Raw genomic sequence first — 20,278 nt, forward strand, 5'->3', positions numbered from 1 at the left:
TATACACGTTGAGGTCATAGGAATATATCAGAAAGCATCAGCGAGATAAAATGGAAAAGAGCTGCAGCATGCGGAGAATACCGATCTGCAACCCTTCAGACGTATTAGTTTATGGGGTTAACACTATGAAAACTAGCAAAACACCTCTTACTTCACCATGTTTTTACCAAACTCGGCAAGTAACCGATAAGACGCAAGTCTTCGCTCGTAATCAGGTCCGGCTGTAACTACCAGAAATTGCTTCGTCCCCAGTCGTTCGCTTACCTGCCCGAATTGTTCCCAGATCTGCGGCGCTGTTCCTGCAAAATGTTTACGCGCTTCGTCCTCACCCTCGCCCTTCTCAATGTTGATCTGACCACCCGTACCTGTAGTAGAGTTAAATTCCTTCTCGGCAGCGTGCAGAGCTGGTGCATCTTGTCCACTCTGTCTGCGCCGATCTGCCATTTCGCGGCTCCAGTCCCGAGCTTCCTCCTCTGTCTCTGCACACATTGCACTGACCGCAACCATCACTTGCGGTTCGTTCAACGTTTTACTGGGGGTAAACCCCTCCCGATAACGCTTCACCGCTTCGGTACCATCGGCGTCACTCATAAACTGACCAAATACATACCCCATGCCAAACCGTGCAGCAAACTCGGCACTCTTGACGTTGGTACCCAGCATCCACAGGGATACGGGAAGTTCAGGGATCGGACGTGCCGTTACGCGATGCTCCTCATAGCTGTACCGATCCTCGAGCAATTCAGTGAGTGCCGCGAGTGATTCAGGCATTTTGGACACATGCTGCAAATAATTTCCGCTTAGCGCCATGGTGGCATGCGGTCCACCTCCAGGCGCGCGTCCCAGTCCCAGCTCAATTCTGCCTGGGTACAGTGCAGCCAGCAGCCGAAACGACTCTGCAACCTTCAACGGACTGTAATGCGGCAGCAGCACCGCACCCGAACCCAGCTGAATGGTTGCTGTCCTCGCACCAATATGCGAGAGCAGAACTTCAGGCGATGCGGATGCAAGCTCCTCCATATCATGATGCTCGGACGTCCAGTACCGGGTATATCCCCAGGCTTCGGCATGTTGAGCCAAGGATACAGACTGCTGTAATGCCTCTTCCGCTGCAGCTCCATTCAACCTTGGCACAAGGTCGAGCACGCCCAGACTGAACGACTCACTTGAGCCTGTGCCGATGTTTGTATCCAAGCTTCTCACTCCTTATTCTAGTCCAGATCGTAGATGGAACCTACCTTCAGACCATACAATTCATTGTATATTTTCTCGGCAAACGCATCCGTCATGCCTGCAATATAATCAATCACCATGTGCTCCCATGTCCAGATTGGATGAGCCTTCGCCTGATCCTTCTCATAACGCTGCAGCCAGTCGGATGGAATGATGGACTTGGACGTTTCCGGGTCAAGGAATGCATCCCATAGACGCTTGATCATCCATTCACTGCGTTTTTGCAGTCGCTGCACGCGCAGATCACGAATCATGGTCACCCAGGCAAAGCTCTTGAGAACACTCACCGTGCGCAGCATATCAAGATCCTCTGCACCTTCCCGGACAAACGTCACCTTTTTCCAATCCCCATCGTCAATTACGCCCAGGCTGCCCACAAAGAGGCTTACCCAGTATGCCTTGACCTCGCGGCGGGTGCGGGAGTAATCATGCTCGCAGAACGGCATCTTCTCATTCCAAACGCGCAGGAACGAAGCGAGCACTTCTTCTACCTTTTGCCCAATCGCCTCTCTCGTCCATCCATTCCAGAACAGATCTTCGAGTGTAGTAATCTTATCCACAATCAGTCGATGAATGTGCGGGTCCTGCAGGAAATGCTCATGCACTTCAATCTTGCCTGCCTTAATGCCATCCTCCAGATCATGCGCGGAGTACGCAATATCGTCACAGAGGTCCATGAGCTGTGCTTCAAGCGTCTTCTTCCCGGCCGGCATATTCCAGCGATTACGAATCTCGTGGATATATTGCCACTCATGATGATACATGCCCTTCTTGCTCTCCGTACCTGGGTAGGGATATTTATTGATTCCAAGCAACACCGCATCGGACAGATTCAATCCATCGATGTCCTCCCGTTTCTCCAGGAACATGATGAGACGGAAGTTATGTGCGTTGCCTTCAAAATGCTCATATTTCCGCTTCAGCTCTGCACGAACCTCCGGCTCCTGCTGGGGTGATTTCGCTCCGCGGCTCTTCTTCATGATCTTCTTGACCTCGCTGTTGATCAAGTCATCCAATATGCCATCCAGTACTTCTTCCCCTTTATGTCCAAACGGCGGATGTCCGAAATCATGTGCGATTGCGGCACATTCCACCACTTCCGAATCAATAATAAGCCCCGGGCTGTCCGCATGACTCCAGTCCACTTGTGGGTATCGACGAAGCAAGCTTCTTGCCGCCTCTCGCGCAATCTGCGCAACCTCAAGGGAGTGGGTTAACCGGGTGCGATAATAGTCGCCTGTTCCGGCCCCAAACACCTGGGATTTGCCCTGCAACCGGCGGAAGGTCGGTGAATGAATCAGTCTGGAATAGTCCCGCTCATACGCTGCACGAGCTCCATCCAGTTTGGTAAGTTCAGGATATTGTCTATGTTCTCTCAAATCGTTCCATTGCATGTGATCACTCCTAGCCGACTGTCTCTATTTTGAGTGATTATACACAACATCCGTCGTTTCGAAAAGCAAAACCTGTCTGTGATTGTCATCTCTTCTCACATCAACTTGCGATGTACAGTCTTCTTCTTTTATTATACCCCGACAGACTATCATCCGTGCACCTAAATGAATATTGATATACTGAAAATATGAAAGCATTTAGAGAATGTAGAGATACATTCCCTTAACGCAAAAAGATAGAATAAAAGTGCTAATGAGCATTGGTGGCCGTGGCCGTTCCGGTTACGGATCGTTCTTCCGATCGCTGTTGTCTCCAGGTTTTCTGAATTTCCCTTGGCAAGGGAAAAACCGGAGACAAACGCAACCGCTCCGCTTCTTCAGAATCGATTCCGTCCCCTCCACTACTTCGCAGCTGACCGTTATGGATTTCGACAAAACAGGATATTCGTAGAATCTAAATTATTTCTAAATTGGCAAAAGACAAACCCATTCTCAATTCAAGTGCGGCCTTTCATGATCCTCTGTCTCCTATTTGTTTCTTTGGAGGGAGAGAAAATAAAAAACCGACAGGGACGGAATGCCCTGTCGGGTGCAGATGGTCAGCGCTGCGCTTGCTGGCCTATTATTTATGGAATGCTGATAGCGTGAAATTGCACGTTACTTAAAACTCAGCTCGGTGATGCGATTACACCATCACTTTGCAGATATCGTTTGTGAACTCTACCGGATCTTGGATTGGCAAGCCCTCAATCAGCAATGCCTGGTGGTACAGCAAGCTAGTGTACAGGCTCAATTTTTCCTTATCCTGCGCGTAAGCATCTTTCAGAGATTTGAAGACATCATGGTTGACGTTGATCTCCAGCACCTTATCTGCCTGTACATTCTCACTGTTCGGCATGGCTTTCAGAATTTTCTCCATCTCGATGGTCAGTTCACCTTCGGTGGACAAACATACCGGATGGCTTCTGAGGCGTTTGGAAGCTTTGACGGCTTTTACTTTGCCTGCCAGCTGTGCTTGCATTGCTTCAAACAACTCTTTGTTATCGTTGTCTTCTGCTTCGTTTTTCTCTTTGTCCTCGCTGTCTTCGATACCCAGGTCACCGCTGGAGATGGATTTGAATTCTTTCTCCTTGTAGTTCATGATCATTTTGATCGCGAATTCATCGATGTCCTCGGTGAAGTACAGCACTTCATATCCTTTATCAAGCACACCCTCAATCTGAGGCAGCTTCTCGATCCGCTCAATGGACTCACCGGATGCGTAGTAGATATACTTCTGATCTTCCGGCATTCTGGAGACGTATTCGTCCAGGCTGACCAGCTTCTTCTCTTTGGAAGAAGAGAACAGCAGCAGATCCTGCAGTGTATCCTTGTTTACACCATAGTCGCTGTATACGCCATATTTCAACTGACGTCCAAACGCTTGATAGAACTTCTCGTAGCTCTCGCGATCGTCCTTCAGCAGGCTTTGCAGTTGGCTCTTGATTTTGTTTTTGATATTTTTCGCGATCAGGCTCAGCTGACGGTCATGCTGCAGCATTTCACGGGAGATGTTCAGGGACAGGTCTTCCGAATCAACCATACCTTTGACAAATCCGAAGTAGTCCGGCAGCAGATCCCCGCATTTGTCCATGATCAGGACACCGTTGGAGTACAATTCCAAGCCTTTTTCGTACTCTTTGGTATAATAATCAAACGGCGTGCTCTCTGGAATAAACAGAATGGCATTGTATACCACAGCGCCGTCCGCGCTGATGTGCAGGTGTTTGAGCGGTTTGTCAAAACCGTACCGTTTTTCCATATAGAAGTTGTTGTAATCTTCTTCGGTCAGCTCGCTTTTGTTTTTGCGCCAGATCGGCACCATGCTGTTCACGGTTTGCTCTTCCTTGTACTCCTCGAACTCGTTCTCCGTACCTTCCTTCGGACGCTGACTTGTCACATCCATCTTGATCGGGTAACGAATGAAGTCGGAATATTTCTTGATGATGGATCTCAGGCGATACTCTTCCAAAAACTCATCGTACGAATCCTCTTCGGTGTTCTGTTTGATCGCCAGGACGATTTCCGTACCTACGGAATCTTTCTCAGCTGGAGTGATCGTGTATCCGTCCGCACCTTCGGACTCCCATTTCCAGGCTTCGTTGCTGCCCAGCGTCTTACTCGTTACAGTCAGCTTGTCCGCCACCATAAACGCGGAGTAGAAACCAACCCCGAATTGTCCGATGATGTTGTGGCCGTCTTTGGCCTCGTTTTCCTTTTTGAATGCCAGCGAGCCGCTCTTCGCGATAACCCCGAGATTGTTCTCCAGTTCTTCCTGGCTCATCCCGATTCCGGTATCAGTCAACGTGAGTGTACGGTTCTCTTTGTCGATGGTCAGCTTGATGTAGTAATCCTCTTTGTTGAAGACGAGTGTATCGTCGGTAAGGGCTTTGTAATATATTTTGTCAATGGCGTCACTGGAGTTGGAGATCAATTCTCTCAAAAAGATTTCTCTTTGAGTATAGATGGAGTTGATCATCATATCCAGCAAACGTTTGGATTCTGCCTGGAACTGTTTCTTGGCCATGAATGGGTGTTCTCCTTTCAATTTGGGATATAGAATGATTGGATTGAATATAGAAAGAAGCTGAACATTCACAAAACCGCTAAGTGGATAGAACTCTTTAATCTCTATGATCCTTTTCTTAACTCTTGTATAAGCTCAATTAAAAACATGACATTGTGCGGTGTGGCCGTTCCGGTTACGAATCGTTCTTCCAATCGCTGTTATCCCCAAATTTCCTTTATTCCCTTTTGAAAAGGGAGAAATTTGGGGATAAAGGCGACCGCTTCGCTTCTTCAGAATCGATTTCGTCCCCTCCACTACCTTCGCCGTTAATCATAGCCAATTTTAAGTTGAGATAAATACAAGTTCTGTTGATCAATTATGCTCTATATCAAAGTATTCCCTGTCCACATTGCGACCCCGCGTTCTTTCAATTAACTTCTAGATTCAAAAACACAATCATTCCATATGTAGTTGCTGTAGTATAAAGGATCATGTGTTAGCACTCAGGTGACCGGAGTGCTAAACCCTTTCTTTTATATAACATATGGCAAAATTGGGTGTCAATACGCCGGGCGTTATTTTAACAAAATGGTAGATTAACACTTCATTTATACACGCATATTTGATTTTAACGTAATCAATTAGACAATACAAAAAGCCAGCTCGAATCATCGTTCGAACAGGCTTTTCTCTGATTGGTATACCTAAATGGCCAGCCTGGTTAATAAGCTGGTTAAAAAGTAGGTCAATGAAAGGATGGAGCGCATTCCTTCATTCACTTCACCATCTTCGGATCAAGGGTATCACGCAAGCCATCCCCCAGTAGGTTGAAGCCGAGTACCGTCAGCATGATGGAAAGGCCGGGAAAGATAAGCGTCCACGGTGCTTTTTGCAAAAACTGACGGGAATCCGAGAGCATTTTGCCCCATTCCGGGTCAGGCGGTTGTGCACCCATGCCGAGGAATCCCAGTGCGGCCGCCTCAATAATGGCTGTCCCGATGCCCAGTGTTCCCTGAACAATCAGCGGGGTAAGGCTGTTCGGCAGGATATGGCGAAACAGAATACGCATATTATTTGCGCCCAGTGTGCGGGCAGATGTAATGAATTCCTCCTGTCTCAAGCTAAGTACACGCGAACGCACCAATCTCCCGTAGGTCGGAATGTTGACGATAGCTATGGCGAGTAATGCATTTTGCAGCGAGGGACCAAGGATTGCCACAATGGCAATCGCGAGCAGGATGCCCGGAAAGGCCAGCAGAATATCGAATAGACGCGAGATGAGCATGTCTGCCCATTTTCCATAAAACCCGGCAACCAGTCCAAGCAATGCTCCCGCAATAATGGAACCGATCACCGAGAAGAACCCCACCCACAAGGAGATACGCGCACCGTGAAGCACACGGGAAAATACGTCACGCCCCAGATCGTCGGTACCAAACCAATGCTCTGCCGAAGGAGCCTGAAGGCGATCTGTCAGCACTTGTTCCTTGTAATCATAAGGAGAAATGTATGGTGCAAGGAAGGCCAGCAGGATGAAAAACACAATAATGATCAGTCCGGCGAGCGCCAGCCGATTACGGCGAAACGTTCTCCAGGCTTCCCGCCATGGACCGGATGCACGTGCCGATACTGCTTCTATGGATTGTCCGGTGTTGGTTGATAATTTGGCCATGCGGCGTCTCCCTTCTTTAGCTATGAATGAAAGATAAGAAGAATGATTCCAATAACACTTCGGACTACGATTGCTGAAACATCTTCCGATCGCTGTTATCCCCAGATTTGTTGATCCACCTTTTTCAATGGTAAAAATCTGCTGATAAATGCGAACGCTCCGCTTCTACAGATTGGTTCTGCACTCTTCGTATCGTGTAATTTCTGATATCTATCTGATTTGAATATTCATTCATCAAAACAAATGATGGAGTTCCTACTTATAGCTAATTCGTGGATCAAACACAGCGTAAAGCAAGTCGACAATCAGGTTAATCAATACGAAAAAGAAGGCAACGATCAGAATGCCACTCTGTATGACCGGATAATCCCGCGAACTAATCGCTTCATATATATAGCGCCCCACACCAGGCCAAGCGAAGATTGTTTCGGTCAGTACCGCGCCGCCGAGCAAAGAGCCAGTTTGGATGCCAATAACAGTCAGGACCGGAATAAAGGCATTTTTGAGGGCATGTCCATATACAACAAAAAACGGACCGAGTCCCTTCGCCTTTGCGGTGCGGATATAATCCGAACTCATGACCTCAAGCATGCTGGAGCGAGTCATCCGGGCAATAACGGCCATCGGAATTGTTCCAAGCGCAACACTTGGCAGGATTAGATGTTTGGTTACAGTCCACAGCTGGTCCCAACGACCGGCAATCATCGTATCCAGCACATAGAGACCGGTGATGGCATCAACGGGATCACGTGCGTTCATTCTTCCAATGGACGGCAGCCAGTGCAACTTGTTGGCAAACAGCCATTGTTCCATCAGACCAAGCCAGAAGATCGGCATCGATACTCCAACCAAGGCAATAACCATACAGCAGTAATCGAACCAGGAGTTATGTTTCCATGCGCTGACGATCCCTGCATTAACACCAATAATGACGGCAAATAGCATACTCGCCATCGTCAGTTCAAGAGTGGCTGTCAGGTAAGGTACGATTTCCTGGGCAATAGGCACCTTGGTGCGGATGGATGTGCCCAAGTCACCTTGGAGCAAATCGCCAAGATAAGCGAAGTACTGCTGGAACCATGGTTTATCAAGTCCGAGCTGGTCCCGAAGGGCTTGCTTGGACTGTTCGGTTGCCTTTTGCCCAAGTATCGTCTCCGCCGGATCGCCCGGGATGGCATGAATGATGGAAAAGACGATCAGGGTCATGCCGAGCAGCACCGGCAGCAGCACGAGTATGCGTTTGACAATATAACTGTTCAATCCCTATTCACCTGCCTTTGACGTATCATGCAACATGCAATTATAAAAGCGCTGATAGACAAGAATGCTTTAGATTGTTATGACCAGATGTGGATTCTGCCAAGCATTGCGTGTTTACCAGCGCCTTGAAAGATGTAATGTAGAAAAATGATTATTTTACATCACACAAATCCGTTATTCAAAATAAGCATTTGCATAGGATTCGCTGCCCAGTGGGGAAGGCACAAAACCTTTCAGGTTTGCTTTGCCTGCCAGAATAGGTGTCGTGTGCACAAGTGGAATCCACGGTGCATCTTCCTTGATAATGACTTGAGCCTGTTTGTACAGCTCGGCGCGTTTGTCCTGATCCGTTTCTTTCTGCGCATCAGTCAGCAGCACATGCAGCTCTTCGTTTACATAGAAGCTGCGGTTGTTGCCCGGGATTGCGTCTTTATCCAGCAGCGTGTACAGGAAGTTATCCGGGTCGCCGTTGTCTCCGGTCCAGCCGAGCATGTAGATGTCGTCCTTCTCTCCGGCTTTTGCATCATCGAGATATGTCGCCCACTCCGGCGATTCGATGTTGACGGTCACTCCGATTTTCTCAAAATCAGCTTGAATCGCTTCGGCCACCTTCTTGCCGTCAGGCATGTAAGGACGGGACACCGGCATTGCATAGAACGTCACCGGGTCTGGCAATCCGTCAGGGAAGCCGGCTTCGGCCAATAATGCTTTTGCTTTTTCCAGATCATACGGATAATCCTCAATGGCATCGTTGTAACCCCACAGCGTTGGCGGCATAGGGTTTACCGCAGGCTGAGCCTGTCCGGCAAAGAACGCATCGATAATGCCCTGTTTATTCACCGCATGGTTGAGGGCTTGTCTTACTTTTACATCGTCAAAGGGTTTCTTCTTAAAGTTAAAGCCGATATACGCCACGTTGAACGGTGGACGCTCGATCTTCTGCAGCTCACTGTTGCCTTCGAGAATGGACAGATCATCCGGGTTCAAGTCCTCCATGACATCAATCTCGCCATTTTGCAGGGCATTGAAGCGTGCCGTGTTGTCCGGAATCGAACGAACAATGACTTTGTTCAGCTTCGGTAAGCCCTCTTTCCAATAATTCGGATTTTTCTCCAGGGTGATGGAGTCGTTCCGCTTCCACTCTACGAATACAAATGGGCCTGTGCCCACGGGCTCGCTTTTGAAATTCTCTTTTTTCTCCTGAATCGCTGTTGGGCTGGCAATACCGAATGGGGTCATCGCGATATTTTGCAGGAAAGGTGCCTGCGGCTGGTTCAGTGTGAACTCAACGGTTGTCTCGTCAATCGCCTTCACTTCCTTGATGACACGGCCATCCTCTGGCCCAAACATGGAATCGTAATAGTCGAAGGAATCCCCTTCAAATTTATACTCACTCGCCGGATCACTCCAACGGTTGAAGTTAAACACAACAGCATCGGCATTGAAATCTGTTCCATCATGGAACTTCACACCGGATTTCAGCTTAAACGTGTACTTCAGGCCATCCGCCGAAATCTCCCAGCTCTCTGCCAGACCAGGAACGACCTCCGTCTCGCCTTCCTTGTAATCCAGCAATGAGTCGAAGACCTGGTGCCCAATCTTCAGCGACTCCCCGTCTGTTACAATCGCAGGGTCCAATGCCACCGAATCCCCGCCGCGGCCCATAATCATCGTATCCTGAGCTGCAGTTTCTGTTGGGGGATCGGCACCTTCTGCCGGAGCAGGTGAATTGCCTGTTTCTTCATTGCTGGAGCAGCCGGACAACACCAAGACGGTGCTCAAAGCCAGAGTCACAAAACCGGACATCCATTTCTTTCTCATTCGCATACGTACAACACCCTTCCCTGTCTCATAATGTGTGTAATGCTGGCGTGAAAAAACTTCAATGATAGCCATTGGTTCGGTGCTTGCTTGTATCAATGAAAGGCTTTAGGTGCCTGTGATACCTGTATTTGTGATCGTATTAGGATAAGATGGATTACTATTCGTTTTTTACGGTTTTATGGACCCAGATAGAATTTTTGTGAATTCAAAAGACTTCCTTTTAGTGAAGGGGTAGTTCGTCTCAGTTGCGCAATATTTGAACTTAGGTCAATTAGCAACAGCATTCTACTATTTGGATGGAAGTGAAAATTGAGTTAGAAGACAAAAAATACAAGAGAATTGCATCACGATATGGTAGTAGATCATCGCTCGTTTTAGATACATATGGTTTGTTTGCTCATGAAGTTTGGCATTGACCATTGGAAGGGTTAGGCAGCATCTAACAATTGTTAAAAGCTAAATGGATGTAGAACGTCGTAGTTTCTCATGAAGGTAGTTGTATGAGCTGTGTGTATGAGTGTGTGTGTTCGAAGATGCAGGGATTAGACAACAGGGAGACATTACGATAACTTATCATGTTAAGGCTCTGTCATGGTGAGGAGATTTATGTAAATAAACAGTGGTTGAAAACAATTTCGTGTAACTTACTTTACATCACATTCATCAATTAGACAAGAGTTTTACGGACATAAGTCTTCAACTTTATTCACGCGTTAATTTTAGTTACATAAAATACAAAAAAGGAACACTATTCGACATGATAATGCCGATGTGTCCCCTCCTAATCCCGCTCTGGTAACTTCCAATATAGCTTTATTATGTCGATGTTAACTCACTTCTTAAACAAACCTCTGCGATACATGACCGTAATAAAACGGTAAAAATCATAACTCGCCCCATTGTCGATGCTGAACAGCGGATTTTTGGTGTCATACGCCAGAGCCGCATCCACGGCTGCTTTGGCCCACACCGGAACTTCCATCTGCTGACGTGCCTGAAGTTTGTCTACCTGAGCCTTCAGCGCATCAAACGCTGCTTTCTCTTCGGCTGTCATCGGTTCGCCCCCTTTCGGTGGTTCGGTCGGCTTCACAGGCTCGGATGGTTCAGGCGGCTTCGGCGTGGCTGCTGCATATCTGGCCCGCAGCTCCGCTGCCGATCCTTCGAACTCATTCATGTCCACGTTGCCGCTAATTCCATTCACTTTGCCCGAATCCGTATACTGCCAGAACGTCCAACGTTTCCAGGCAGGCTGATCATCCGGCACACGTGTACTGCTGTACCTCGCAACCCACAGATCATACGTGCCAAGTGAAGGTTCAAAATTGCTGGCAAATGAATTGCCCGTATATATGATTGGTTTTACACCCGTAAGACGCTGCAGTTCAGTTAAAAAGGCTTTGGCTACCGTGTTGATCTGGGCTTTGCTCAGATTGCCCGGGTTGTTCTCGTAGTCCATGACCGGTGGCAGCTGCAGGGCCTTCGCGCCTCCGATCTTATTTAGCGTACTCGCATAGTGCGCCGCTTCCGTCTTGGCCCCATCCGTGGACGTTGCACGGAAGAAGTGGTACGTTCCGACCAGCATGCCTGCCGCCAGTGCGCCGCTTACATTTTTCTGAAAATTCGGATCGGTATATGTCTGTCCCTCGGTTGCCTTGATGAACACAAACGTCATGCCGCTTGCCTTCACTTTGGCCCAGTCGATATTGCCCTGGTAGCGGGATACGTCAATGCCCTGCGTGTTGCCTGAGCTTCTGGTTTGCATGTTTCTCACACCCTTTATGCGGCGATTGCCGTTTATATATAGTTAATGCCAAGGATCCTGGGATTGCTTGTGTGCGTGTCCCTTGATGAGGGTAAAAGGTAAGTTCAGTTAAAGTTACATACCAACCACTTTTCGGAAAACATATCAAGTCGCTACGTGACCGTTCCAGATCCGGATCATTCTTCCGATCGCTGTTGTCTCCAAATTTTCTTGATTTATTTTCTTAAAGGTTTGAAATTCAGAGACAAAGGCGACCGCTACCGCTTCTTCAGAATCGATTCCGTCTCCTTCACTACTTGTAGCTAATGGGACATACTTTCCATTCATTAGTACCCTATCTGTTGCCACAAGGCGCATTGGAATGAATGATGAGTCCTTACTTCGTATCATCCCTAATCTGTTCATCCACATCCTTATGATCTGATGGTGCAGTAGATTCTCTGGAATGAGGAGTGTAGCTGCCGGGAATCCCCCCGTCCCCACCCTTGCCCTTGAGCACTTCAATGGCCTGCCGGATCGCAGGCGGAATCGGTGCTCCCAGTTTGCCCCCATTTTCAATAATGGATAACAGCTCATTTGCGATATAAAAAAAGGCGACCGCATCCCTGAACAAATGTCCGTCTCCCAGAACACCGTCCACCAGATGAGCCACCGATACCATTGCAAATATAAATACCTTTCGCGCGATGCCGAACATCCCGACATTGCTTTCGAGCTTGCCACTTGCCCCCGCCGCTGCGATACCCGTTAGGTAGTCCAGGATAACAAATACGAGCAGTACCCCAAGCACGCCTGACCAACCGCCGAAGAAGTAGGTAGCTGAGCTGCTTAGCAGGGCGATAAAAGACTTCCATATGGTGTCCCATTTTTCCATGGTTTCACCTCCTTTAATTTTGGTAAACATGCCCGGAAGGCATAAAAATAGCGCTCCGATTATCGGAACACTTGTTAAACGATATTTTCTCTTTGTTCTACTCTTGCAGTTTCAAGAGCCTCTGCTACCTTCGTCCGACTCGATTCAGGAACAGCATCAATAGTTATTACACCTTTTTGAATCAATGCAACGTAAACTGCCAACATAGTTCTCACTCCTCTCTAGAACGTAATTTCCCCATCTGATTAAAGGCCTGGCAATCTTATTCTTCATTTGTCGTTTCTTCTAGTGCTTGTTCCTCTGGGACATCCTCGGCAGGAGCTTCTTCCGTAGGTGCCGCTTCTTCAGGTGGCATCAAACTCAGCATCATAGCATGTAGCTCCATAAGGGCGATTTGATTGAGTGTACTTTCTTCGGCCAATTTTTCATTTCGTACGTTTGCTTCAAGAAGCTTTTGGGACAAGTCGGAAATTTGATCACTTAATGAAATGCCAGGCACTTGTGGTTCTTGTGTAATTGGATCGGGATAAGAGAACAATGGCTTCAATGTTTCAAGATCAACTCTTTCAATCACTCCGCCTTCGGCACGATCTAAGGAGTATTCCCCGTGTTCAAGTTGAATCATGCCTACACTTTCGGGTACTTTATCCGCCAATGCCTTATACAATTTGAAGTCTTGTTCTCTTGTCGTTTCGACGACAATTCCGGCGCTCTCTGGCGTAATAACAATGACGTTACTGGAATTCAAGTCGTAATAAACCTTCATACCGATTTTATTTTTCGGTTCTTTCGTTCATTTTTCCCACTACCTTTCTTTGGTTATTAGTTTGTTCTCTGTTGTATGTTGTCATTTGTTTGAATTATCCCCCCTCTTGAATGTCATGAAGAACGACTAAAAAAACACGATTTTACATGTACATAATTCTTGAGTTTTTAAATTTGTGCAACACGCTTGTCGATGTGGACGCGTTGTTATAATTGACGGCAGAAACAAGACTTATCGGCCCATCGACTTCAAAACCTGTTGGAGGTGTAGTATTTGGGTACCAACCCCAGTTGTATTGATTTGGTATCGAAACAACATCACCTGGGCTTAGCATTAACAAAGCAATACATATTTTAGATACTAAATCTATTTGAGCTGTCAACAAATGCATATACCTACTACTCGAATTCATGCCGTTTGCAACCTCTCCAATCCTCCATAACCTGCCAGATCTATCTCTAAGAGCAAAAATCATTTGAATGTCCAAAGTAGAGTTTCCGGTTCCAACCATTGGTATTTGACCATTAGCATAAGGGACAATACTTATGGATTTTGTTCCGGCTGGGAAATTTGCATAGGTCGCAATAACAGGTGTTTGCCCAGCGGAAACAGTTACGTAATTTGAACCATCCGCAGTTGGTGTGTTTAAATTTATGACACCTAATTCCGTTTGAATAGGCCCCTCTAACCTGTAATTGTCCAGCAAATAATTATCTATTAATGGCATTTAATCCCCCACCTTTTCCATAACGACAGTGACATACACGAGAGCGCCAGTTGCCGAAAATGAAAGTTGTCGCCCATTCTTAACCAACATTTTAGGTAATGGAAGAATTAGAGAATCTCCTGCTTTGATCTCCTTTTTATCTATCACGCTCCACGCATTCGTCATAGATAAAATAGACGAAGTACCACTTCCATTAGTGTTACAAATGATAATAGACTTTATCATTGAGTCAAAACCGTTTGCAGGCGTAGTTACTGCGGAAGTAGAAGCAATTAAATTTGATTTTAAATAAGGATATTCTGCCGCTTTGTAATCACGCTCGAATCCAGTTACGAAAATTGATGCACCAGCAACAGACCCCATTATAGTAATATTCTCAGCTTCTAACAATGGTATATCCAACTCGTCGAGTACCAATGAGTCAGACGCCTTTAACGTGTAATTATACGCAACGTATGCTCCGCCAATTATTACTCTAATCGTCATTGCCGTAGCTGCCGCATTGCATATAATTATCGACTTTACGACAGCGTACTTTCCGGTCGGAACAGTGTATACGTTTGTAGAGGAGGTAGGCATTGCCCCCTCAAGCAATGTTTTAACAATATTTTCCATTAAAGAATCTCACCCCAAACGTTTCGTTTATTTTGTTGCTTTAATTGATGAACAGCCTCGTTAATCGTTGTCTCAACCACGGATACTGCCGCCGCGTTCTGACATAAGATGTCGTTCATGTCCGTGAGTAACGCCTTTTCATTCTCAGCTACCGATCCGACGAATGGAGCGGCCGGAAACATGTCCAGCATAAAGTACGTTACGGTGTAAGTTGCTGATGGATCGTACAATGTTCCGGGAATATTCGCTCTCGATGTTCCGTAAGACTCTACGGCATTGTCACTGATTGTCCATTTGCGATCTTGAACTCCGTTCTTATATATCGCGAGAATACTTTTTGCTTTATTTTTGAGTAAAGAAGCAGGAACTTGAGTAAAGTTTATCTCTCTACGTCCGGCTAGGTTCGGGTTACTATTTGCAGGAACAGGAGCATACTCACCCAACACAATTCCCGTTCCTACTTCAACTTGGTTATTTCCTTCGATCAACGTCAATTGACCTTCTGATGTGATCGGTTCGACAGTTGGCGTTGCAAGCTGATAGAGGAGTTGATATGGCGTCCAGTTTGGTGCGTTGGTTGTCGGCACAACTCCGTCAACTCTGCCTGACCAATCCGAAATCCGTATCCATGCCTTACGATCTCCATCTGATCTGTTGTATAATTCCGAGCCACCAATAGTTGCATCAAACATACGCCAACCCATGAAATACGCCTTAATCTCGTCGGCTGTTGGTGTGTATAAATCCCCCCATCCGCTGTCTGTGTTGGAAACGGATATTGCAAAATTATTATTGAGTTTATCAATTGCCCATGCATCTCCAGCTGCTTCGTGGGACCCCCATATTAAAATTTTCCCATCGAATTTAACAGCAGCTGTAGCCGTCTCAGATGAATAGGCGTAATTAGCACCCTCTAGCTTAGGGTATATAGTTTTGAACCCTATGTGAGGGCTAAGCACCGGGTTAGGTAGAATTTTCGCCCCCTCGACGGTAACCATCTGCCATTTCATCAACTTGAAGAACTGGCCGTCCTTCTCGAACACCTCGTCAGCATTCGCACCAGTTAATGGATCAGCGAATAGATACGTATGCAATCCGAGCATAGCGTCTTCTTTAGGCTTAAATGGTTTGGCTGTCGTACCAAGTGTAAGCCTTGGATTTTTAAACTTGAATGTTCCTATTCCTGGAGTGCCTGTATCAGCGATATAATTCGATAAATACACGCGAACGATTTTTCTTTCTCCGGTATTAAAACTAACAGAAGTCGCTGCTGTATTATTTGCAATAATAGACCCGTCGGGTCCACCTGTAACTGATATCGTGGCGCCGTTTTGAGCGACACTTAACGTATAGTTAGTATTTGGAATTACAGGAACTTCATATGAAATGGCAGCTACATCTGCTGTCGCAGATGTTATAGTTACCTCATAAGAGGCATCGACTTTACAGTTACCTAATCGCGCCCACTCATATACTGGAGGCAGTAAATTCTCTCCGTATCGAATCGCATACGGATTTCGCACGGGTTGAATACTATCAACGTAGGGATACTTGGTTGCTACTTGTTCCGAAGTCATGTTGTCCAATGAATCGTATTCGGCTGCACTAATTTCGTACAAACGTACAGAGTCAAAAAATCCGGATTTACCAACGGAGCCTACCACTGCTAAATCAACATTTCCATCTGTTACGGCTGATATTTGTTTCTTTGCCCAAATTGTAACGAACTTATCTGAACTCTTCATTGCAGAAGAATAAGGGCCTCCAAAACTCCCTCCAAAGCCAATTTGTAATCCAGATTCTGCATCTATGTTCTTGGCGTCAGCGATCAAGACATAATAACGGCCTGATCTAAGTCCTGTTACAGATGTGTAAGCAAGTCCCGCGGATGCAGTTGAGGCCCCTTCCAGGTTAGTAATTTTAAGCCCATTGACACCGGAAGTCTTGTTAATAGAATCCAAAACAAGCGTTGTATAACTTCTAGACAAACCTGTTAAACTTTCCATTCCTCCGATACGCCCCAACAAGTTAACTAGCGTCCGGCCCTTCAATCCTTCCAACTTAAACGGCGAAGCACGTTCAGCATTAATAATCTGCAACCCTGGCTCCAACGTTACAGATCTCCGCTTTTCCGTATCAAGCCTCTCCTGGATTTTACCAACATATGCAGCGGTCTCTTCGGCCTTCTCCTCTACCTGCTCTGCAAAATCATCAACCTTCTCCCAGTTTTGATCCAGATACTTGTCCAGATCAAAATAGGTTGTCGATGGCGAGCTGCGGTCAATCTTATTTAGACCGAGATTGGGTGTTTTCGGTTCATTCATGTTAAGCTCCACCTCCTGAAAATTTATCCTGCCGGGTCTGTTCGATTTCATCCAACGTCATGTTCTCGACCTCGGCAATTGTCAAATACCGCAGGCGATATTCCACGGTCATATGTGCGGGTTTGATATCCTCAATCGCTGCCTTCAGATCGTCCAGATTGGGCGGCAATCCCCATGTATCTATGAAGCGAATTCGAATCAGATATTCCTCGGGTGAGACGGAAACTTCAATCCCACCACTTTCATACGCCTGTGCCACATTTTTAAGCATCGAACCTGAAACTTTGCCACTCCCTCGCATTTTGGAGATGATGACGGATCTCCGCTGGTCTTCCGGCTTGGCTGGATTCGTTGGAATTTGCAGATCCCGCTCATACCGCTCCAATGACCAGGTTGCAGACTCCGGATAGAATTGGTTCAATACACCTTCCAACCCCGCCGCAATCTTGTCCAGTTCTTCACCTTCGGTCTCCGTGAGTAACTGCATCTCCAGTACATTTTCATACAACGGGGGTAAAAGGGACATCAGCACCTCAGCTTTACTCATGTCACTTTCACCGTCCCGAGAACGGCTACTGCACCGGGTGCAATCTCCAGATTGGACATGCCACCATTCACCAACAGATCGCTATAATCGATCACAGGCGGGATATCCAGGATGACATTGGCAACTCGCGTCCAACGGACCAGCGGATCTGCAAATGCCAGCTCCTTCAGATAGGCAGTGACACCCTCTTCAATCAGCGTTTTTACCCCCTCATACGTTGAGCCTGAAGCAAGTGTGACTTGCACCTCCACATCAATCGGTACTTCTTCTGCCCCCACCACCGTGACCACAGGGCCAATTGGAGCCGCGCCTTCGCCCATCCCATCCCGTGTTGGATCGATATAATCCTGTACTGCGTGAATCACAGCCTCGGCGGGTGCATGCATCTCATTGTTTAACAGCGCCACTTTTACCGTGCCCGGACCGTCCCACAGCGGAAAAGCTTTTGCTTTACCAACCCCTGAGTTTTCCCGTGCCCATAGTTCATATTGATATTTATTGGCACTCGTTACCGGACGGGAGACTTTGTCCTGATATCGGTCATACAGAGCCTGATCTGTTTCCTCATCTTCACCTGGAACAAGCAACTGGGTCAGTTCCGCTGTTGTCAGTCCAACGATATAATCGATGGGCAGCAGCGCCCCTGTATATTCATTGCCTCCCGCTCCGGCAACCTCAGATTGCAGCACATATTGACCCGCTGCCAGTCGTTCGACAGCAAGATACACCCGATCCCCTGTGGAAAAACGACTCCCCAATGGAATCTCAACCGGTATGCCCCCGTTGTCCTTGAAGCTGCCGATCCAGCGTGCCTGGGTTGCCGCTTTCCGGGCAATGCCAGACCAGGCCACCGCTCGGTCCAAATACTCCCGGGAAGCTGTGTCCGCAAATTTTAGATTCGCGTTAATATCCAGCTCAATGTACATCTGAGCCATTTCCACAGCTGCAGGCGCAAGCGCATCATAGATAATACTGCCTTCACGTTTATCCACACCATCTGGCACCCTGTCCAGCATTCGGTCTAAAATGACTTCAAACGTCTGCTCTTCAACCATTCATGTTCACCTCCGTTTCTCCCCTGAAAGAACCAAAATCCGTTTCCACGGTAAAAGACACCCTTACCCCATCCGCCTCGTGAACAAAATCAAACTCCGTTACATCCGAAATGCGATCATCCGGAAGCAAAGCCTCCACAATCCAGCGCTCCAATTCGGATTCCACCATGGATCGTCCGGCCATTCCCTCCCAGGACCATTCCATGCCGTAATCCGATGAGTAGATCAGATGCTCATAACGACGAGTGGACAATGCCTTGTACACGGCTTGTTTCACCGCCTCTTTTCCATCCAGCTGCAGCCTTCCGATTCGCTGCCCAGAAGGCTGCAGCAGATAAGTCAGGCTTGGAACAACAGCCGATTCTTCCTGTTCTTCTGCACTCATTTGTGCGCCTTTTGGAATCATGTCTTCACCAACCGATCCAGCACAACAAAGCTGTCCCCACCTTGCGCCCGGAGCAGCAGGACGTGGTCACCGACAATCCAATTCTTCCTCGCTGCGGATTCCGGCATCACCAGAAAAGGCTCAGCCAAGGTCAACCGTTGTTCAACGGTAATCTCCAAGGGCTCTGTCCTCGTCACTGTTCCATACATGACCTGAACAGGGGCTTTGGCATCCACGGCGGCCACAGCCGCCTTTTTAATTACATCCAGCATCATGAATCGTTACACCACCTTCAAATCCAGCGACATCGTGTGCACGCCTCCCTGTACTTTGTGTGTACATTCGTCTACCAGAAAATATTGATTGATCTTCAGTTCCTCAATCTGAATATTGACATAACTGCCTGCCCTGACTTTGAAATCACCTAAGGCATCCACTTTCAATGATTGAGTCTCGCGGTTACGCAGCGTCATCAGGGTTTTCAGCATGGCATCGATCTGGCCTTCATTCAGGCCATCGTCCGCTTTTTGGTACAAAAAAAGCAGCCCCCATTGACGGATGCTGCCTGAGTCCTGATGGACGAACGTTTCTCTTTTTCCCGTATCCTTGTTGTCCCGATACAACTTGATCTTGTTATACGTCTGGTCGTCAATCGACCGGGTATAACTGTAATCCGTAAGCAGACTGTTATCCCCAATAACAAATCCGTAAGGCATCTCTTCCACATCCCGAAGCACAAGCTTGCCGAAGTCGTCGTAAAAGATATAGTTTTTGCCGCCATATATCAGCGTCCTATCTAGTGCCTCACAGATCATGTCGATAAGCTTCTTGTTATCAAATAACATTCGCGGAATGACATATTTCGGCTGAATCAGATCCCCGATCTTCAACTGAAAGTCAGTTGCAATTCGTTTGATCACATCCGCAGCGGTTGCGTTAACGAACTGGTAGGTCTGGTTCGCGGTCAGATAGCGGGTCTGGTCGTAGGCTTTGATTTTGACACTTTCGTCCTTCCCACTGTCCACCGAGAAGATATACCCGAAAAATATCCCCACTTCGTTACTGACATACTTTACGACGTATCCATTCTCATATGTGAACTTCGAATTCTGGAATAAGCTGCCCTTGATCAACGTGAATTCCAGAGAGGACGGCTTGCCAATGCGGGAGGTTTTATAGGTAATTTCCCCGGCAATCTCACTAATATCCCAGATGTTACCCAGCTTATCATCCAGCCATAATTGCTCCTTCAACTTTCTCTGCTTGCCATCCAAACTGATCTGCTGCTGCAT

At 47.2% G+C, this 20,278-nt stretch carries 20 protein-coding genes; 1 reads left to right on the forward strand and 19 read right to left on the reverse strand.

Features of this window, described 5'->3' with window-relative positions:
• Nucleotides 1-147: 147 nt before the first annotated feature.
• Nucleotides 148-1,194, reverse strand: a complete 1,047-nt coding sequence (locus CHH60_RS19645) for an MsnO8 family LLM class oxidoreductase (RefSeq protein WP_255248008.1) — start codon at nucleotides 1,192-1,194, stop codon at nucleotides 148-150.
• 17 nt (nucleotides 1,195-1,211) lie between these two features.
• Nucleotides 1,212-2,627 carry a deoxyguanosinetriphosphate triphosphohydrolase family protein gene (locus tag CHH60_RS19650; protein WP_095360721.1) on the reverse strand — a complete coding sequence of 472 codons (1,416 nt, stop codon included), beginning with the start codon at nucleotides 2,625-2,627 and terminating at the stop codon, nucleotides 1,212-1,214.
• Nucleotides 2,628-2,880: 253 nt separating this feature from the next.
• On the opposite strand from CHH60_RS19650, the gene CHH60_RS30105 reads away from it, so the two are divergent.
• On the forward strand, nucleotides 2,881-3,078 hold the full coding sequence (locus CHH60_RS30105) for a hypothetical protein (protein WP_217990001.1): 198 nt from the start codon (nucleotides 2,881-2,883) through the stop codon (nucleotides 3,076-3,078).
• A gap of 234 nt (nucleotides 3,079-3,312) precedes the next feature.
• Here CHH60_RS30105 and htpG read toward each other — a convergent pair whose 3' ends face one another.
• The 17 genes from htpG to CHH60_RS19730 form a co-directional block, all read right to left on the reverse strand.
• The gene (htpG, locus tag CHH60_RS19655; RefSeq protein WP_095360722.1) at nucleotides 3,313-5,193 is read right to left on the reverse strand and encodes a molecular chaperone HtpG; all 1,881 of its coding nucleotides are present in this window, start codon (nucleotides 5,191-5,193) and stop codon (nucleotides 3,313-3,315) included.
• A gap of 757 nt (nucleotides 5,194-5,950) precedes the next feature.
• A complete protein-coding gene (gene nikC, locus CHH60_RS19660; protein WP_095360723.1) occupies nucleotides 5,951-6,847 on the reverse strand; it encodes a nickel transporter permease in 897 nt (298 codons plus the stop codon).
• Between the two features lie 255 nt (nucleotides 6,848-7,102).
• The gene (locus CHH60_RS19665) at nucleotides 7,103-8,107 is read right to left on the reverse strand and encodes an ABC transporter permease (RefSeq protein ID WP_095360724.1); all 1,005 of its coding nucleotides are present in this window, start codon (nucleotides 8,105-8,107) and stop codon (nucleotides 7,103-7,105) included.
• Between the two features lie 174 nt (nucleotides 8,108-8,281).
• Nucleotides 8,282-9,928: an ABC transporter substrate-binding protein gene (locus CHH60_RS19670; RefSeq protein WP_095360858.1), complete on the reverse strand. Its 1,647-nt coding sequence runs from the start codon at nucleotides 9,926-9,928 to the stop codon at nucleotides 8,282-8,284.
• 835 nt (nucleotides 9,929-10,763) lie between these two features.
• Nucleotides 10,764-11,693 carry a glycoside hydrolase family 25 protein gene (locus CHH60_RS19675; protein ID WP_095360725.1) on the reverse strand — a complete coding sequence of 310 codons (930 nt, stop codon included), beginning with the start codon at nucleotides 11,691-11,693 and terminating at the stop codon, nucleotides 10,764-10,766.
• 144 nt (nucleotides 11,694-11,837) lie between these two features.
• The gene (locus CHH60_RS29890; RefSeq protein WP_095360726.1) at nucleotides 11,838-12,083 is read right to left on the reverse strand and encodes a hypothetical protein; all 246 of its coding nucleotides are present in this window, start codon (nucleotides 12,081-12,083) and stop codon (nucleotides 11,838-11,840) included.
• The gene (locus tag CHH60_RS19685; RefSeq protein ID WP_095360727.1) at nucleotides 12,070-12,567 is read right to left on the reverse strand and encodes a phage holin family protein; all 498 of its coding nucleotides are present in this window, start codon (nucleotides 12,565-12,567) and stop codon (nucleotides 12,070-12,072) included. The genes CHH60_RS29890 and CHH60_RS19685 overlap by 14 nt, the downstream gene beginning before the upstream one ends.
• A gap of 74 nt (nucleotides 12,568-12,641) precedes the next feature.
• The gene (locus tag CHH60_RS30330) at nucleotides 12,642-12,773 is read right to left on the reverse strand and encodes a CD1375 family protein (RefSeq protein WP_255248009.1); all 132 of its coding nucleotides are present in this window, start codon (nucleotides 12,771-12,773) and stop codon (nucleotides 12,642-12,644) included.
• Nucleotides 12,774-12,829: 56 nt separating this feature from the next.
• A complete protein-coding gene (locus tag CHH60_RS19690) occupies nucleotides 12,830-13,315 on the reverse strand; it encodes a hypothetical protein (RefSeq protein ID WP_095360728.1) in 486 nt (161 codons plus the stop codon).
• A 160-nt stretch (nucleotides 13,316-13,475) separates the two neighbouring features.
• The gene (locus CHH60_RS19695) at nucleotides 13,476-14,060 is read right to left on the reverse strand and encodes a hypothetical protein (protein ID WP_095360729.1); all 585 of its coding nucleotides are present in this window, start codon (nucleotides 14,058-14,060) and stop codon (nucleotides 13,476-13,478) included.
• A complete protein-coding gene (locus CHH60_RS19700) occupies nucleotides 14,061-14,675 on the reverse strand; it encodes a hypothetical protein (protein WP_095360730.1) in 615 nt (204 codons plus the stop codon). It abuts the gene before it with no gap.
• Nucleotides 14,675-16,999, reverse strand: coding sequence for a hypothetical protein (locus CHH60_RS19705; protein ID WP_095360731.1), 2,325 nt, complete (start codon nucleotides 16,997-16,999; stop codon nucleotides 14,675-14,677). The genes CHH60_RS19700 and CHH60_RS19705 overlap by 1 nt, the downstream gene beginning before the upstream one ends.
• Nucleotide 17,000: 1 nt before the next feature.
• Nucleotides 17,001-17,546 (reverse strand): putative phage tail protein, encoded by a 546-nt coding sequence (locus tag CHH60_RS19710; RefSeq protein WP_095360732.1) that lies wholly within the window; start codon nucleotides 17,544-17,546, stop codon nucleotides 17,001-17,003.
• Complete coding sequence (locus CHH60_RS19715) at nucleotides 17,543-18,601, reverse strand: baseplate J/gp47 family protein (protein WP_095360733.1); 1,059 nt, start codon at nucleotides 18,599-18,601, stop codon at nucleotides 17,543-17,545. The genes CHH60_RS19710 and CHH60_RS19715 overlap by 4 nt, the downstream gene beginning before the upstream one ends.
• The gene (locus CHH60_RS19720) at nucleotides 18,594-18,986 is read right to left on the reverse strand and encodes a DUF2634 domain-containing protein (RefSeq protein WP_176476136.1); all 393 of its coding nucleotides are present in this window, start codon (nucleotides 18,984-18,986) and stop codon (nucleotides 18,594-18,596) included. The genes CHH60_RS19715 and CHH60_RS19720 overlap by 8 nt, the downstream gene beginning before the upstream one ends.
• Nucleotides 18,987-19,003: 17 nt before the next feature.
• Entirely contained in the window at nucleotides 19,004-19,261 is a 258-nt protein-coding gene (locus tag CHH60_RS19725) for a DUF2577 family protein (RefSeq protein ID WP_255248010.1), read from the reverse strand.
• Nucleotides 19,262-19,267: 6 nt separating this feature from the next.
• The gene (locus tag CHH60_RS19730) at nucleotides 19,268-20,278 is read right to left on the reverse strand and encodes an XkdQ/YqbQ family protein (RefSeq protein WP_095360735.1); all 1,011 of its coding nucleotides are present in this window, start codon (nucleotides 20,276-20,278) and stop codon (nucleotides 19,268-19,270) included.

This window comes from Paenibacillus sp. 7523-1, from assembly GCF_002276415.1.
GTDB classification, from domain to species: Bacteria; Bacillota; Bacilli; order Paenibacillales; family Paenibacillaceae; genus Paenibacillus; species Paenibacillus illinoisensis_A.